The sequence below is a fragment of the Azospirillum aestuarii genome, assembly GCF_016632405.1.
GTDB classification, from domain to species: domain Bacteria; phylum Pseudomonadota; class Alphaproteobacteria; order Azospirillales; family Azospirillaceae; genus Azospirillum; species Azospirillum aestuarii.
The window spans coordinates 302,902-318,328 of sequence record NZ_JAEPIV010000003.1; the positions used below are offsets into that span (position 1 = coordinate 302,902).

Annotated in this window: 13 protein-coding genes; 10 read left to right on the forward strand and 3 right to left on the reverse strand. The window is 68.5% G+C overall.

Going from position 1 to position 15,427, the window contains the following annotated elements:
• Positions 1-277 precede the first annotated feature (277 nt).
• From JJL56_RS10785 to JJL56_RS10815, 7 genes are all read left to right on the forward strand, one after another.
• Positions 278-1,393: a glycosyltransferase family 2 protein gene (locus JJL56_RS10785; RefSeq protein ID WP_145625525.1), complete on the forward strand. Its 1,116-nt coding sequence runs from the start codon at positions 278-280 to the stop codon at positions 1,391-1,393.
• Entirely contained in the window at positions 1,390-1,815 is a 426-nt protein-coding gene (locus JJL56_RS10790; protein ID WP_145625526.1) for a GtrA family protein, read from the forward strand. The genes JJL56_RS10785 and JJL56_RS10790 overlap by 4 nt, the downstream gene beginning before the upstream one ends.
• 189 nt (positions 1,816-2,004) lie before the next feature.
• Positions 2,005-2,484, forward strand: a complete 480-nt coding sequence (locus JJL56_RS10795; RefSeq protein ID WP_014239222.1) for an Hsp20 family protein — start codon at positions 2,005-2,007, stop codon at positions 2,482-2,484.
• Positions 2,485-2,557: 73 nt separating this feature from the next.
• Entirely contained in the window at positions 2,558-2,791 is a 234-nt protein-coding gene (locus JJL56_RS10800) for a DUF1150 family protein (RefSeq protein WP_038525869.1), read from the forward strand.
• 214 nt (positions 2,792-3,005) lie between these two features.
• Positions 3,006-4,103, forward strand: a complete 1,098-nt coding sequence (locus tag JJL56_RS10805) for a hypothetical protein (RefSeq protein ID WP_145625527.1) — start codon at positions 3,006-3,008, stop codon at positions 4,101-4,103.
• Positions 4,104-4,117: 14 nt separating this feature from the next.
• Entirely contained in the window at positions 4,118-4,945 is an 828-nt protein-coding gene (locus JJL56_RS10810) for a LytTR family DNA-binding domain-containing protein (RefSeq protein WP_200485120.1), read from the forward strand.
• A 443-nt stretch (positions 4,946-5,388) separates the two neighbouring features.
• A complete protein-coding gene (locus JJL56_RS10815) occupies positions 5,389-7,311 on the forward strand; it encodes an acyltransferase family protein (protein WP_200485121.1) in 1,923 nt (640 codons plus the stop codon).
• A 63-nt stretch (positions 7,312-7,374) separates the two neighbouring features.
• Here JJL56_RS10815 and acnA read toward each other — a convergent pair whose 3' ends face one another.
• Positions 7,375-10,065 carry an aconitate hydratase AcnA gene (gene acnA, locus JJL56_RS10820; protein WP_200485122.1) on the reverse strand — a complete coding sequence of 897 codons (2,691 nt, stop codon included), beginning with the start codon at positions 10,063-10,065 and terminating at the stop codon, positions 7,375-7,377.
• A gap of 248 nt (positions 10,066-10,313) precedes the next feature.
• On the opposite strand from acnA, the gene JJL56_RS10825 reads away from it, so the two are divergent.
• On the forward strand, positions 10,314-11,657 hold the full coding sequence (locus JJL56_RS10825; RefSeq protein ID WP_200485123.1) for an ABC transporter substrate-binding protein: 1,344 nt from the start codon (positions 10,314-10,316) through the stop codon (positions 11,655-11,657).
• A gap of 6 nt (positions 11,658-11,663) precedes the next feature.
• Here JJL56_RS10825 and JJL56_RS10830 read toward each other — a convergent pair whose 3' ends face one another.
• Positions 11,664-12,683, reverse strand: coding sequence for a class I SAM-dependent methyltransferase (locus tag JJL56_RS10830; RefSeq protein WP_200485124.1), 1,020 nt, complete (start codon positions 12,681-12,683; stop codon positions 11,664-11,666).
• 327 nt (positions 12,684-13,010) lie between these two features.
• On the opposite strand from JJL56_RS10830, the gene JJL56_RS10835 reads away from it, so the two are divergent.
• Both JJL56_RS10835 and JJL56_RS10840 read left to right on the forward strand, forming a co-directional pair.
• The gene (locus JJL56_RS10835; protein WP_145625533.1) at positions 13,011-13,601 is read left to right on the forward strand and encodes an NUDIX domain-containing protein; all 591 of its coding nucleotides are present in this window, start codon (positions 13,011-13,013) and stop codon (positions 13,599-13,601) included.
• 14 nt (positions 13,602-13,615) lie between these two features.
• Positions 13,616-14,239: a 3'-5' exonuclease gene (locus tag JJL56_RS10840; RefSeq protein WP_200485125.1), complete on the forward strand. Its 624-nt coding sequence runs from the start codon at positions 13,616-13,618 to the stop codon at positions 14,237-14,239.
• 24 nt (positions 14,240-14,263) lie between these two features.
• Here JJL56_RS10840 and mtnA read toward each other — a convergent pair whose 3' ends face one another.
• On the reverse strand, positions 14,264-15,364 hold the full coding sequence (gene mtnA / locus JJL56_RS10845) for an S-methyl-5-thioribose-1-phosphate isomerase (protein ID WP_200485126.1): 1,101 nt from the start codon (positions 15,362-15,364) through the stop codon (positions 14,264-14,266).
• Positions 15,365-15,427: the final 63 nt, after the last annotated feature.

Here is a 15,427-nt window from a genome sequence, read left to right on the forward strand (position 1 = left end):
TCGTCGCAAATTCCATAGGTCTGTGACGTTCCGGGGACTTCCGCCAGCCGGCCCGGCGCTGCGGCGGCATGACCGGGTTAGTACCGAATTCCGACGGGGCAAAAGGGCCTGCAATCCCGTTGCGGAAGCGGGATGCCGGCGGTACCGCGCCGGTGTCGCCCGAAGACTGCGCTTTCGCCCGAAGAGGACCTCCGTTGGGTTTCACGCCGTGAACACCATCGCCGGGATTGCCATCGGGCCTGGAGCGTGGACGGGAGGCGGTGACGGGAGAAGGTTTATGCAGCACGCCGTTGCCGGGACCCCGCGGTTGTCCGTGGTGGTTCCCTGCTACAACGAGGCCGAGGGGATCGGCGAATTGCACCGCCGGGTGTCCGCGGCCTGCCGCGCCGAGGTCGGGGAGAGCTATGAGCTGATCCTGGTCGATGACGGGTCGCGCGACGGCACCTGGAGCCGCGTCGCCGATCTGGTGCGCGACGATCCGGCCGTGGCGGGGGTGCGGCTGTCGCGCAACCACGGCCACCAGCTGGCCCTGACCGCCGGCCTCCATGTCTGCCGGGGCGAGCGCATCCTGATCATCGACGCCGACCTGCAGGACCCGCCGGAGCTGCTGACCACCATGATGGCCCGCATGGACGCCGGGGCCGACGTGGTCTACGGCACCCGCATGGCCCGCGACGGCGAGACGTGGTTCAAGAAGGGCACGGCGGCGCTGTTCTACCGTCTGCTCGACCGGCTGGTCGATATCGAGATCCCCAAGGACACCGGCGATTTCCGCCTGATGAGCCGGCGCGCCCTGGAGGTGCTGAACGCCATGCCGGAGCAGCACCGCTTCATCCGCGGCATGGTGAGCTGGATCGGGCTGAAGCAGGAGCCGCTGCCCTACGACCGGCAGGCCCGCGCCGTCGGCGAGACCAAGTACCCGTTGGGCAAGATGATCCGCTTCGCGGTGGACGCCATCACCAGCTTCTCCATCAAGCCGCTGCGCGCCGCCTCCTACGTCGGCTTCTTCTTCGCGCTGTGCGCCGTGCTGGCGCTGGGCTACGCGCTGGTGAGCTGGGCCCAGCACGCGACGGTTCCCGGCTGGACCAGCGTGATGGTCGTCTCGCTGGTGCTGGGCAGCACCCAGCTTTTGATCCTGGGCGTCCTGGGCGAGTATCTGGGGCGGCTCTACATGGAGACGAAGCAGCGGCCGCTGTTCGTGGTGGACCGCATCGCCCGCCATCCCGACGCCATCGCCGCCCAGGCCGCCGCCCACGCCGCCGCCCGGACCGCCGCCGCCGGTGCCGGCGGGCAGGCCGTGCCGGAGCCCGTCGTGGTGCATCTGGGAACCGGCATCGCCGCGGCCGCCGGAGCCTTCTCCCGCATCGAGGTCAAAAGCGAGGCCAACAGTTGAGCGGCACGGAAGGCCGTGGACGGGCCGTTCCCTGGACGGCCATCCGTTTCGCCGCGGTCGGCCTGCTGAACACCGGGGTGGATTTCGCGCTGTTCCTGGCGCTGGTGTCGCTGGCCGGCACGCCCGTGCTGGCCGCCAACGCCGTGGGCTACGGAGCCGGGGTGCTGTGCAGCTTCCTGCTGAACCGCAGCTGGACCTTCCGCCTGCGCCGGGAGGCGGCCCCGATGGCCCGCCGCCTGCCGCTGTTCCTGGCCTTCAACCTTGTCGGGCTGGGGCTGTCCACGCTGGTGGTCGGGCTGCTGGTCCCCGCCGTGCCGCCGCTGGCCGCCAAGATCGCGGCGACCGCCGTCACCTTCGCCTGGAACTACTGGTCGAGCCGGCGCTTCGTCTTCACGGCACCGGCCGCCAATCCCCTCGCCTGACGTCCCGGCGCTGGCGGCCCCGCCGAAGCGGCGGGTGCGCTTTGCCGCAACGGCGAACCTTGACCGCCGGGCGGCCTACCCCAATCTATGACGAAGCGGCGCCGATCCTCCCCTTTCGGGCCGCCAGCCAGCCGGGCGCCGGAAACGGGCCCAATGTGCAACTCGCTCGCCTCTCGAGGAGGATGCGCCGTGACGACACGTCTTTCGCTCTTCAACAGTCCGCTGCTCCTGGGCTTCGACCAGTTCGAGCGCACGCTGGACCGCATCGCCAAGAATTCCGCGGAAGGCTATCCGCCCTACAACATCGAACAGATCGGAGACGAGGGCCTGCGCATCACGCTGGCCGTGGCCGGCTTCACCTCCGAGGACCTGTCGGTCCAGATCGAGGACAACCAGCTCGTCATCCGGGGCCGCCAGACCGACGACCGCTCGCGCATCTACCTGCACCGCGGCATCGCCGCCCGGCAGTTCCAGCGCAGCTTCGTGCTGGCGGAGGGGATCGAGGTGGTCGGCGCCTCGCTCGACAACGGCCTGCTCAACATCGACCTCAAGCGGCCCCTGCCGGAACCGAAGGTCCGCACCATCAAGATCGAGCAGCCCGCCCAGGCCGCCAGCGGCACCGCCGGACCGCAGACCATCGACGTCGCTCCCGACCGCGGCGACGCCTGACCGGCCCGGCGCCCGACCAGCCTGAGACTGGCCGCCCACACCTCCTCGACCGATTCGTCCAAAGGACTGCGTCATGAACAGCTTCGATACCGACAAGGCCGCAGCCTATCTGCGCCAACTGTCGCCCCAGGACTTCGCCACCTTCGGGCTGGACCATGTGGCCTATGTGCGGCCGGTGACCGTCGACGACGCCCCGGCCTTCTCCGTCCACGCCGCCGACGGCACGCCCCTGACGGTGCTGGCCGAGCGCGACGTGGCCTTCGCCACCGTCCGCCAGAACGACATGGAGCCGCTGAGCGTCCACTGACGCCCGCAGGTCTCCCACGGAAACCTCCCCGGAGGTTGCGACAGGGCCGGTCCGCCGCGGGCCGGCCCTTTTCGTTTCTGTACGAGCGGTGCTATGACATTGCTCCGGGACGCCCCCTTCAACCCTTGCCTGCCCCCCGCAACCCGCTATCCTTGTGGGGGACCTCGAAAGTGGCCAAGCGGGCGGATGGGCGCCGGCTTGCGGGGAGATGGCATTGAGCGACGGGGCAGACACCAGCGAAGCCGCGGCCGAGGTTGCGGGGGACAAATCGGCCCGGCCTCAGGGCGGAGGCCGGCGCAGGCAGTGGGAGGACGAGGCCCGCGACGCGCTGCACATCATGCCGCTGTCGGCCATCCCGCTGGAAACGCCGGGACTCCAGCACGCCCGGTTGATCAAGAACGTGCGGTTGCAGACCGTCGTCGAGATGTTCCACGACGTCCAGACCGGCAGCGGGCAGGTTTCGCCGCGCCACCTCACCGCCTATTTCGAATCCTACAAGGACGAGGTGGAGCGCGATCTCGTCAAGATCGAGAAGATCGCCGCCGCCTCCAGCTTCGACGTCTACACCTCCCGCATCGAGCTGCGGCGGATGAACATCGATGTCAACAGCATCGAGTCGCTGACCCTGTCCGACCGCAAGAAGGAGGAGCTGACCAACTACATGCGCGTCTTCACGCGCCCGCTGGTCGAGTATGTCTACGGGTCCGAGGACATGCAGGTCCAGGACGTGAAGGACATCATCGGCATGTTCTCCAACCCCAACCGGGACGAGGCGCTGCGCAATCTGCGCATGATGGCCGACCGGCTGGACATCGAGCTTGGAGAGATCCCGCAGTTCCTTGAGGAATACGGCGACATCTTCCTGTCGCTGGCCTATTTCAAGAAATGCCTGGACGACATCGTCCCGGAGATCCAGCGCTTCCTCTCCTGGATGGCCGAGATCCGCAGCTCCACCGAGGTCAAGCGCGACGCCCGGCAGATGCGCATGCTCGACGAGATCAGCCGCGACCTGACCGACATCTCCACTTCGATCACCGGACGGTTCGAGAGCTTCGACAACCGGTCGAAGGACTTCTGGCGTGACATCAACGCCGAGACCTTCCATTCCATCCGCGAGCTGATCGCGTCCCACCACGTGACCATCGGCGGCGTGCTGTGCGGTCTGGCGGTGAAGATGGACCTGTGGAAGGCGCGCTTCGCCCGCGGCGGCGGCGGCCCGAACCGGCGCATGGAGTTCGTGAAGTCGGAAATCCTGCCCGGCCTGTCCCACATCAAGTCACTGGAACAGTCCGCCCGCTCCGCCAGCGCGTGACCTTGCGTGACGCCATGGACACATCCGCGACGGGACGGCCCCGCACGCCCTACCGCCGCCGCCTGCTGGGCCGGCGGGTGCCGGTTCTGCTCGGCGCGGCGCTGGTTCTGGCCCTGCTCGGTCCCTTCGGCACCTTCGCGGACCTGACGCTGACGCAGCGGCTGGCCTATTGGGTCGGTCTGATCGGGCTGGGCGGCCTCGCCTTCGAGCTTCTCACCCTGGCCGCCGGCCGCCTGCTGAGCGAGAGGCCGGAGGCGTGGCGCGCCCTGCTGGCCGGGGTGACGCTGGCGGTGGCGGCGCCGATGACGCTGGCCGTGGCGCTGCTGGAGAAGTCGCTGCGCGGCAAGGACATGCTGGACCCGCTGGGTCTGGCGGAACTCTCCGTCTACGTCGTCCTCGTCACCCTGCTGGTGTCCGCCATCCCGGTCTGGCTGGAATTGCGCGACCGCGGGCTTCTCGCCGCCCCCACGCCGCCCCCGCCCCTGCCGGACCGCCCGCCGGCGACCTCGGCGGAGCCCGCCTTCCTCGCCCGCCTGCCCGCCCGGCTCGGCCGCGACCTGCTGGCGCTGGAGATGGAGGACCATTACGTCCGCGTCCACACGGCGGAGGGCAGCGACCTGATCCTGATGCGCCTGCGCGACGCCATCGCCGAGCTGGCCGGGCTGGACGGTATGCAGGTCCACCGCTCCCACTGGGTCGCCGCGGCGGCCGTCGCCAGGGTGGAGCGCAAGCCCGACGGCAAGCTGGTGCTGGTTCTGCGCAACGGCCTGCGCGTACCGGTCAGCCGCAGCTATGCGACGGCGGTGCGGGAGGCAGGCTGGGTGGAGAAGACGGGGCCGTGACCAACTTCCCCGTCGAAGACACGAATTCATCGTGAAAGCCCGGTCGGACTCCAGATACCCCACGCAATAACGGATGCCTCCTCTATCCCATCGGTCGTCGATTAACTTTGCATCATTGTTAGATCATTCAAAATGCCGACACCCTAAGGACATTCATTCAAGAATCCCCTTCAACACCTCGCCCCGATGACATATTATCGAATTCCAGGGTATTTTCCCGACAAGAACACCAAAAACATCTAAGCAATACAGACGACAACAAGGCCAATCTCAGGCCCATAATGCGACGTCTTTTTCACATTATCGATTTGTCAGGGGTAATCACGCTCCCCTTCCTCGCATAGCCGGGCATCCCGACACTCATTGCCGCTCGCCTCCCGCCACAGAACCGGGTTCGGGGCCGCCGACCCGCGCCTCCGTTCCACTCCAGCATTGCGGGTCCCATGACGTACCGCCCCGACATCGACGGCCTTCGCGCGGTTTCGATCCTTTCCGTTTTGCTGTTCCACGCGAAGTTTTCCCTGTTCAGCGGCGGATACATCGGCGTCGATGTGTTCTTCGTGATCTCCGGCTATCTCATCGGCTCGATCGTTCTGAACGACGCGCAGCGCGGCACCTTTTCCCTGGCCGACTTCTATGTCCGCCGCATCCGCCGAATCCTTCCCGCCCTGTTCGCGGCTCTGGCGGTAACGGCGGTGCTCGCGCTGATCCTGCTGTCACCCCAGGAGTTGAAGAGCTTTTCCCAGAATCTCGCGGCGACCACGCTGTTCTCATCCAACATCCTCTATTATCTGAAATCCAGTTACTTCGAAAACGCGGCGGAGATGAACCCGCTTCTCCACACCTGGTCGCTGGGGGTGGAGCAGCAGTTCTACATCGTCTTTCCCCTCGCCCTGCTGGCTTTGCTCCCGTACGGGCGTTCGGTATGGATTGCCGTTCTAGCGGCGGCGGCGGCGGTGTCCTTCGCCTTGAGCGTGTTCCTGGTGCGGGATCATCCGGTGGCGGCCTTCTACCTGCTGCCACCCCGGCTGTGGGAACTGGTGCTGGGCGCCCTTCTCGCCTTCGGCGCCGTCCCGGACATCCGCAGCCGCACGGCGCGGGAACTGGCGTCCGCCCTCGGCGCCGCGCTGATCATCGCCAGCGTGTTCGCCTTGACGGAGGCGACGGCCTTTCCGGGCTACGCCGCGCTGCTGCCCTGCCTGGGGGCGGCCTTGGTGATCCACGCGGGGCGGGGCGGCCCGACGGCGGTCGGGACGGTGCTGACGCTGCGCCCCGTGGTCTTCATCGGCCTGATCTCCTATTCCATGTACATCTGGCATTGGCCGCTGATGGTCTTCGCCCGGTTCTACAAGGGGCGGGACCTGTCCACCGGGGAGACGCTGGTCCTTATCGCGATCATCGCCGCGGTGTCCGTGCTGTCCTGGCGACTGATCGAGGTTCCGTTCCGCAAGGCCAGGGCGGAGCCGGGGACCGGGTCAGGGGCGGGGCCGGGCAGCCAGCCATACAAGGTCTTCGCCCGGACCGGCTGGGCCATGGCGGGGCTGGCGGGGGTCGGGCTGATCGGCCACCTGTCCAACGGGTTGCCGCAGCGCTTCACCGACTACGCGCCGCAGGACATCTCAGGGCGGGAACTTTACAAGGAGCACACCTGCTTCCTCGAAACCGACCAGCCGCCGGAGGCGTGGCCGGGCTTGGAGAGTTGCCGGATCGGTTCCCTGAAGGCGGACGCGCCCACCGCCCTGCTCTGGGGGGATTCCTTCGCGGCCCATTACGTGCCGGGGCTTCTGAACGCCGCCGACGCCCTGCCCTTCAACATCGTCCAATACACGGCGTCCGGTTGTCCGCCCATCAAGGACCTGTCGGTCAACGCCCGCCCGAACTGCCAGGAGTTCAACAGCCGCGTCGACGAGATCATCGACAGGAACGGCATCCGCATCGTCATCATGGCGGCGCGGTGGGAATGGTACATGGACACCAACGCCCTCGACCTCCGCCGCCTGCACGCGACCGTGGAGGCGCTGCTGAACCGGGGCATCCGCATCGTCGTGCTGGGGCAGAGTCCGGTCTTCCGCTTCCGCAACCCGTACGACCACACCTATTTCATGAAGTCGGAGCGGGCCTACTCGATCACCGGCCAAGCCACCGATGAGCCGGTGATCACGGCGACGCGCGGCGCGCGGTTCATCGACACCTCCGACTATTTCTGCGACCCCGATCCCTGGAAAGCCCTTCCTCTCTGCCGGATCAGGGACGACCAGGGCTTCTATTTCCTGGATCAGGGCCATTTCTCGACCCACGGCAGCATCCTGCTCGTGCAGAGCATCCAGAACACTCTAAGCGCGCCCGATCCGTTCTATGGAGAGTGAAGCCCGGCCGGGGTGCCGCGCAGCGGGAAGGCGGTGCCGCCGCCCCCGCTGCGCCGCCTTCCGTCACTTCGCCAGATTGCGCAGGACGAAGTTCAGCACGCCGCCGTTCCGGTAATACTCGACCTCGTCCACCGTATCGATGCGCAGCAGCAGCGGCACCTGCCGCGTCTGGCCGTCGGCGCGGGTGATGGTCATCGTCACGTCCTTGCGCGGGCGCAGGTCCTGCTCGATGCCGTCGATGTCGAAGGTCTCCGTGCCGTCCAGCGCCAGATCGTTGCGGGTCAGCCCGTCCTTGAACTGGAGCGGCAGGATGCCCATCCCGACGAGGTTGGAGCGGTGGATGCGCTCGAAGCTTTCGGCGATCACCGCGCGGATGCCCAGCAGCTTGGTGCCCTTGGCCGCCCAGTCGCGGCTGGAGCCGGTGCCGTACTCCTTGCCGGCGATGACCACCAGCGGCACGCCCTCCTGGGCGTAGCGCATCGCCGCGGTGTAGATCGGCAACTGTTCCCCCGAGGGATAGTGCCGGGTCTCGCCGCCCTCCACGCCCGCCAGCATCTCGTTGCGGATGCGGATGTTGGCGAAGGTGCCGCGCATCATCACCTCGTGGTTGCCGCGCCGCGCGCCGTAGGAGTTGAAGTCCTGCGGGCGCACCTGATGGCTCAGCAGATACTCGCCGGCCGGGCTGGTCTTCTTGATCGAGCCGGCGGGCGAGATGTGGTCGGTGGTGATGCTGTCGCCCAGAACGGCCAGCGCGCGGGCGCCCCGCACGTCGCTCACCGCGTCGGGCGTCTTCGGCATGTCGGCGAAGAAGGGCGGCAGCTTCACATAGGTGCTGCCCGCCTGCCACTCGTAGGTCTGGCCCTCCGCCGTCTGGATGCCGCGCCACTGCTCCGGCCCCTCGAACACGTTGCCGTAGCGGCTGCGGAACATCTCCGCCGACAGGGAGGCGTCGATGGCGTCCTGGACCTCCTTGTTGGTCGGCCAGATGTCCTTCAGATGGACGGGCTGGCCGTCATGGCCGATGCCGATAGGGTCCTTGGCCAAGTCGATCTTCATGTTGCCGGCCAGCGCGTAGGCGACGCACAGCGGCGGCGAGGCCAGATAGTTCGCCCGCGTGTGCGGGTTCACCCGGCCTTCGAAGTTGCGGTTGCCCGACAGCACCGCGGCGACCACGAGGTTGCCCTCCTCCACCGCCGCGGCGATGGGGTCGGGCAGCGGGCCGCTGTTGCCGATGCAGGTGGTGCAGCCGTAGCCGACGATGTTGAAGCCGAGCTGGTCGAGATAGGGCTGGAGCCCGGCCTTGGCCAGATAGTCGGTGACCACCTGCGACCCCGGCGCCAGCGAGGTCTTGACCCAGGGCTTGGACTTCAGCCCCTTCTCCACCGCCTTGCGGGCCAGCAGGCCGGCGGCCACCAGAACCGCAGGGTTGGAGGTGTTGGTGCAGGAGGTGATGGCGGCGATCACCACCGCCCCCTGGTCGAGGTTGTAGCCGCAGCCCTGCACGGGGATGGAACGGTTGGCGTCCTCCGCCTTGAAGGTCCCCACCAGATCGCCGCCGAAGCTCTGCGCCGCCTGGGACAGCGGCACGCGGTCCTGCGGGCGCTTCGGGCCGGCCAGCGACGGCTCGACCGTCGTCATGTCCAGTTCCAGCGTGTCGGAGAAGACGGGGTCCGGCGAGCCGGTTTCGCGCCACATGCCCTGGGCGCGGGCGTAGGCCTCGACCAGCGCCACGCGGCCGGCGTCGCGGCCCGTGAAGGTCAGGTAGCGGATGGTCTCCGCGTCGATCGGGAAGATGCCGCAGGTGGCGCCGTATTCCGGGGCCATGTTGCCGATGGTGGCGCGGTCGGCCAGCGTCAGGTGATCCAGCCCCGGCCCGTAGAACTCCACGAATTTGCCGACCACGCCCTTCTTGCGCAGCATCTGGGTGACGGTCAGCACGAGGTCGGTCGCCGTCGTGCCCTCCTTCAGCCGCCCGGTCAGCTTGAAGCCGACGACCTCGGGAATCAGCATGGAGATGGGCTGGCCGAGCATGGCCGCCTCCGCCTCGATGCCGCCGACGCCCCAGCCGAGCACGCCCAGCCCGTTCACCATGGTGGTGTGGCTGTCGGTGCCGACCAGCGTGTCGGGATAGGCGACGAGCTTGCCCGCCGGGTCGCTGTCGGTCCACACGCCCTGGGCCAGATACTCGACGTTCACCTGGTGACAGATGCCGGTGCCCGGCGGCACGACGCGGAAATTGTCGAACGCCTTCTGGCCCCAGCGCAGGAAGGCGTAGCGTTCCAGGTTGCGCTCGAACTCCAGCTCGACGTTCTTCTCGAAGGCGGAGGGGCTGCCGAAGAAATCGACCATCACCGAGTGGTCGATGACCAGATCGACCGGGACCAGCGGGTTGATCTTCTTGGGATCGCCGCCCAGCGCGGCCATCGCCTCGCGCATCGCCGCCAGATCGCAGACCGCCGGCACGCCGGTGAAATCCTGCATCAGCACGCGCGCCGGGCGGTAAGCGATCTCACGGTCGGACCGCTTGTCGTGAAGCCACTGGGCCACCGCCTTCACGTCGTCGGTGGACACCGTGCGCCCGTCCTCGAAGCGCAGGAGATTCTCCAGCAGCACCTTCATCGAATAGGGCAGCCGGGAGAGGTCGCCCAACCCGGCGTCCTCCGCGGCCTTGATGCTGAAATAATCGTAGCTCTTGCCCCCGGCGGACAGGGAGCGGCGGGTTTTCAGCGAATCCTGACCGGTGAACGTCGTCACGGTACCCCTCCTTCGCGTTATTGGCGGATTGGCCGGGCGGCGGCCAAGGTTTCCGCATGTCTCAACCGCCTGATTTAGTGCCGGTCCCGCCCCCCTTCAAACGGCGCCTTGAAAAGGGCAGGCAAGCGGAAGCGTGGGGGCTGCGCTCTCTTCGTGCGAAAAGGGGCCGGTCCGTACTAGAATCGCGCGCAACGAAAACCACGCGAACGGGCGGAACGGCCCAGCGCGCGACGGGTGGAGGAAACGGAATGGCATGGCGCGCCCCAGCCCTGGCGGTTGCGGCCCTCGTGGCGATGCTCGTCGGAGCACCGGCCGAGGCCGCCCCGGAGTCGCCGCAAGGGGCGCAGTTCTTCCCGCATCTCGTCTACCGCAGCGGCCCCTACGCGCCCTACGGCATCCCGCTGGCCGACGGAGTGGCCGACTATCTGACGCTGGTCAACCGGCGCGACGGCGGCATCGGCGGCGTGCCCATCGTGTGGGAGGAGTGCGACACCGGCTACAACACCGACCGCGGCGTGGAGTGCTACGAGCGGCTGAAGACCAAGGGGCCGACCGGGGCCGCCGCCGTCCTGCCGCTGTCCACCGGCATCACCTACGCCCTGATCGAGCGCGGCGCCGCCGACCGCATCCCGGTCTTCTCCTCCGGCTACGGGCGGGCGGACGTGTCCGACGGGCGGGTCTTCCCCTACGCGGTCAACGCCCCGGCCAGCTATTGGACGGGCATCGACGCCGCCATCAGCCACATCGCAACGGAGCTGGGCGCCACGGAGCTGGGCGGGACGGAGCGGCTGCGCGGGCGGAAGATCGCCTACGTCTACCACGACAGCGCCTTCGGCAAGGAGCCGCTGCCCATGCTGGAGGCGCTGCGCGGCCCGCTGGGCTTCGAGATGCGCAGCTTCCCCGTCGCCCCGCCGGGGCTGGACCAGCGCGGCGTGTGGACGCAGATCGCCCGCCACTACCGGCCCGATTACGTGATCCTGTGGGGCTGGGGCGTGCAGAACTCCACCGCCCTGCGCGAGGCCGCCGCCGCCGGCTATCCGGCCGACCGCATGATCGGGGTCTGGTGGGCCGGGTCGGAGCTGGACGTCCGGCCGGTCGGCCCTGCTGCGGTCGGCTACAAGGCGGTCGCCTTCCACGCCGCCGGGGCGGACCTGCCGGTGATCCGCGCCATCCGCGAGCAGGTCCACGCCCGCGGGTTGGGGGCCGGCGATCCCGGCCAGATCGGCACGGTGCTCTACAACCGCGGGGTCTTCAACGCCGCCGTCCTGGTCGAGGCCATCCGCACCGCGCAGGGAAAGTATGGGCGCCGGCCGCTGACCGGGGCGCAGGTGGCCTGGGGCTTCGACCATCTGGACCTGACCGCCGAACGGCTGGCCGAGCTGGGGCTGGACGGCTTCATGCAGCCGCTGCGCATCACCTGCGCCGACCATGAGGGGATCGCGCCGCTGCACGTGCAGCAATGGGACGGGGAGCGCTGGCTGGATGTGTCCGGCCCCATCGAGCCGCGCCGCGCCCTGATCCGCAAGCTGGTGGTGGAGTCGGCCCGGCGCTTCGCGGCGGAACGCAAGATCGAACCACGGGCCTGCGATTAGGAGCTTTCAGGTCGGGCGCATCGCCACGTAGCGGCAGAAGCGCAGCCCGCTGCCCAGCACGCGCAGGCGCGACCACCACAGCGCCAGCTCGCGGGCCAGCGCCTTCAAGACGCGGGGCTCGGGGGCGGCGGTCTTCAGCGCCTCGCCCAGCCGGCGCACCCGATCCACCGCCTGACGGCGGTGGAATTGCGTGAGGTCCTCGGAAATGCGCAGGTCGAGGTTACGCTGGGTCAGCTCGTCGGCCATGCGGGTGGCCGACCAGGGATAGACCTCCAGCGGCTCGGAGTCGCGCCAGCCGTTCCAGCTTTCCCAGGAGGAGGGGGTCCCCTCGATCACATAGTCGAACAGCAGCACGCCGCCCTTCGGCTTCACGCAGTCGCAGACGCGGTCGAGGAAGTTCTCCTTGTCGCGCACCCGGTGCATCACCCGGTCGGCCAGCACGAGGTCGAAGGAGCCCGCCTGGTTGAAATGCTCCGGGTCGTAATGGCCGATCGGCGCCTTCTTCGACACGCCCAACGCCTTGGAGCGGTCCATCCCCAGCTTGGCCAGCAGGGGCGACATCTCCAGCCCGGTCACCCAGGTGTCGTAGCTGTCGACGATGCCGCGCGCCGGCCCGCCCAGCCCCGCCGACAGGTCCAGCACGCTCTTGGCCGGGTTCAGCCCGAAGGAGCGGACGGATTCGACCATCCATTGCGAGTCGCCGGGACCGACGCAGTCCTGGCCCCACAGCATCTGCGCCCCCTCCGTGCGGGCGACCGACCAGACCGGTTCGCCCTGGCGGTCCAGTTGCAGGTTCTCCAGACGCTCAAGATCGGCATCGGGCCGCGGCGCTTCGGGCGGCAGGGCGGCAGCCGGCGCGGCGGCTCCCAGCGCCGCCACCGGGCCGCGCAGAGGCAGGCGGGAAGCCGGAGCGGTGCGGGCCAAGCGGGATAGGGCGGCGAGGTCGTAGCCTTCCCACCAGGCGACGAATTTCGTCCGCCAGTCGGGATTGCGCCAGCGCTCCCTATCCTGAAAATTGTGCCGCATCCGGCGCTGCGTTTCCAAAATTGCTGCCCCACAACGGACGGCCACCGCCAGCATCAACGGATACCGCACAATATAGAGGTAGACCTCAACAGTCGGGGAGTCAAGTAACCAGCCTGAACAGTTGAACAGGACTTGCAAGAACTGTCGCGAAAATTTTATCTAACTGTGTAATATTTTTGCAATGACCACGGCTTGCGGTCCCGACGCCGACGCTCGGCAAGGCGGCGGAAGCGCACCGCGTTGCAGCATGGTGCCGCAATGCCTATAGTTCCGCCCCAGCACCCCCTCAACCTGTCCCCAGCCTCCCACCGCGCAAGGAGCACCGGCGTGCCGCACAAGACCGGCAATCCCTGGACCGTCCTGACGACCAAGCCGATCTACGAGAATCCGTGGATGCGGGTGGTGGAGCACGACGTGCTGACCCCGCTCGGCAATCCCGGCATCTACGGCGTCATGCACGCCCAGAATCTGGCGACCGGGGTGGTTCCCATCGACGACCAGGGCCGCGTCACGCTGGTCGGCCAATACCGCTTCCCCTTGCAGCAATACAGTTGGGAAATCCCGGAGGGCGGCGGCAAGAAGGGCGTCGATCCGGTGGAGTCGGCGAGGCGCGAATTGCTGGAGGAGACCGGCCAGACCGCCCGCCACTGGCTGCCGATCCTGACCATGCACCTGTCCAACAGCATCACCGACGAGACCGCCCATTGCTTTCTCGCCTGGGGGATCGAGCAGGGACAGGCGGAACCGGAGGAGACGGAGGTCCTGCAGCTGCGCCACGTGTCCTTCGCGGAAGCCTACGCCATGGTCAAGCGCGGGGAGATCACCGACGCCATCGCGGTGGCCTGCCTGCTGAAGGTCCGCCTGATGGCGCTCGACGGCGACCTGCCCGAGGACGTCACCCGGCTGATCCTGGGCTGAGGGGCGAAGACATCATGCAGGCCGTCGCCATCGACTTCGAAACCGCCAACGAGTCACGAACCAGCGCCTGCTCCATCGGCGTCGCCTGGATCGAGGACGGGCACGTGGTGGAGACCGAGGAGCATCTGATCCGCCCGCGGGAGATGCGCTTCAACCCCTTCAACACCGCCGTCCACGGCCTGCGGGCGGAGGATGTGGCCGGTGCGCCGGAGTTTCCCGAGGTCTGGCGCCGCTTCGCCCGGAGGCTGGAAGGCCGTCTGGTGCTGGCCCACAACGCTTCCTTCGACATCAGCGTGCTGCGCCACACGCTGGACGATTACGGTCTGGCCTGGCCGGCCTGCAGCTACCTCTGCACCGTCGTGCTGGCGCGCAAGGCGTGGCCGCAACTGTCCGCGCACAAGCTGAACTATCTGGCCGACCATCTGGGGATCGCGCTGGACCACCACCACGCCGGCAGCGACGCCGAGGCCTGCGGGCGCATCGCGCTCGCCGCCACCCGCGTGCTGGGGCTGGAGCGTCTGGCCGACATCGCCGCGGCCACCGGCATCACGCTGGGGCGGTTGACGCCGGGCGCCTACAGCCCCTGCAAGGGCGGCAACCCGCCGCCGCGGCGGCGCAAGCTGGTGCCGGTGGTGTAGGAGGGAGCGGGTGGGGCAAGCGCTTCAGACGCCACCCCGCTCCGGAAACAACCCCGCCAACCCCTCGCGGGTCGCCGGACACACCCCGCGTTCGGTCACCAGACCGGTGACCAGACGGGCCGGGGTCACGTCGAAGCCGTAATTGACCGCCGGGCTGCCGGCCGGGGTGACGCGAACGGTCTCGATCCGCCCGTCGGCGGTGATGCCGGTCAGTTCGGTCACCTCGCGGACGTCGCGCTCCTCGATGGGGATTTCCTTGACGCCGTCCGCCATGCCCCAGTCGATGGTCGGCGACGGCAGCGCGACGTAGAAGGGCACGCCGTTGTCGCGGGCGGCCAGAGCCTTCAGGTAGGTGCCGATCTTGTTGCAGACGTCGCCGGTCGCCGTGGTGCGGTCGGTGCCGACGATGCACAGGTCCACCATGCCGTGCTGCATCAGGTGGCCGCCGGTGTTGTCCACCACCACCGTGTGGGGCACGCCGTGGCGGTTCAGCTCCCAGGCGGTCAGGCTGGCGCCCTGGTTGCGCGGGCGCGTCTCGTCCACCCAGACATGCAGGCGGATGCCCTCCTCGAAGGCGACATAGACCGGGGCGAGCGCCGTGCCCCAATCCACGGTGGCCAGCCAGCCGGCGTTGCAGTGGGTCAGCACGTTCACCGGCTCGCCGGGGGCCTTGCGGCGGGCGGCCTCGCGGATCAGGGCGGCGCCATGCTCCCCGATGGCGCGGTTGATGGCGACGTCCTCGTCGCAGAGCCCGGCGGCCTCGGCGTAGGCGGCCTCCGCACGGGCGGCGGGCGGCAGCGGCGCCAGACGGGCGCGCATCCGCTCCAGCGCCCAGCGCAGGTTGACCGCGGTCGGGCGGGTGGCGAGCAGCCGCGCGCAGGCCCCCTCCAAACCGGCGTCGGACGGGTCGGCCCGCATGGCCAGCGCCACGCCGTAGGCGGCGGTCGCCCCGATCAGCGGCGCCCCGCGCACCAGCATGGCGCGGATGGCGTGGGCGGCCTCCTCCAGGTCGGTCAGCCGCGCGACGGCGAAATCATGCGGCATCCGCGTCTGGTCGATGATCTCCACAGACCAGCCGTCCTGCGCCAGCCAGATGGTGCGGTAGGCCGTGCCGTCGATCCTCATACGCCATACTCCCCGCGCTCGATGCTGCTTCGGCCTTTCGGCCCGGCGCGACAATAGGGGGTG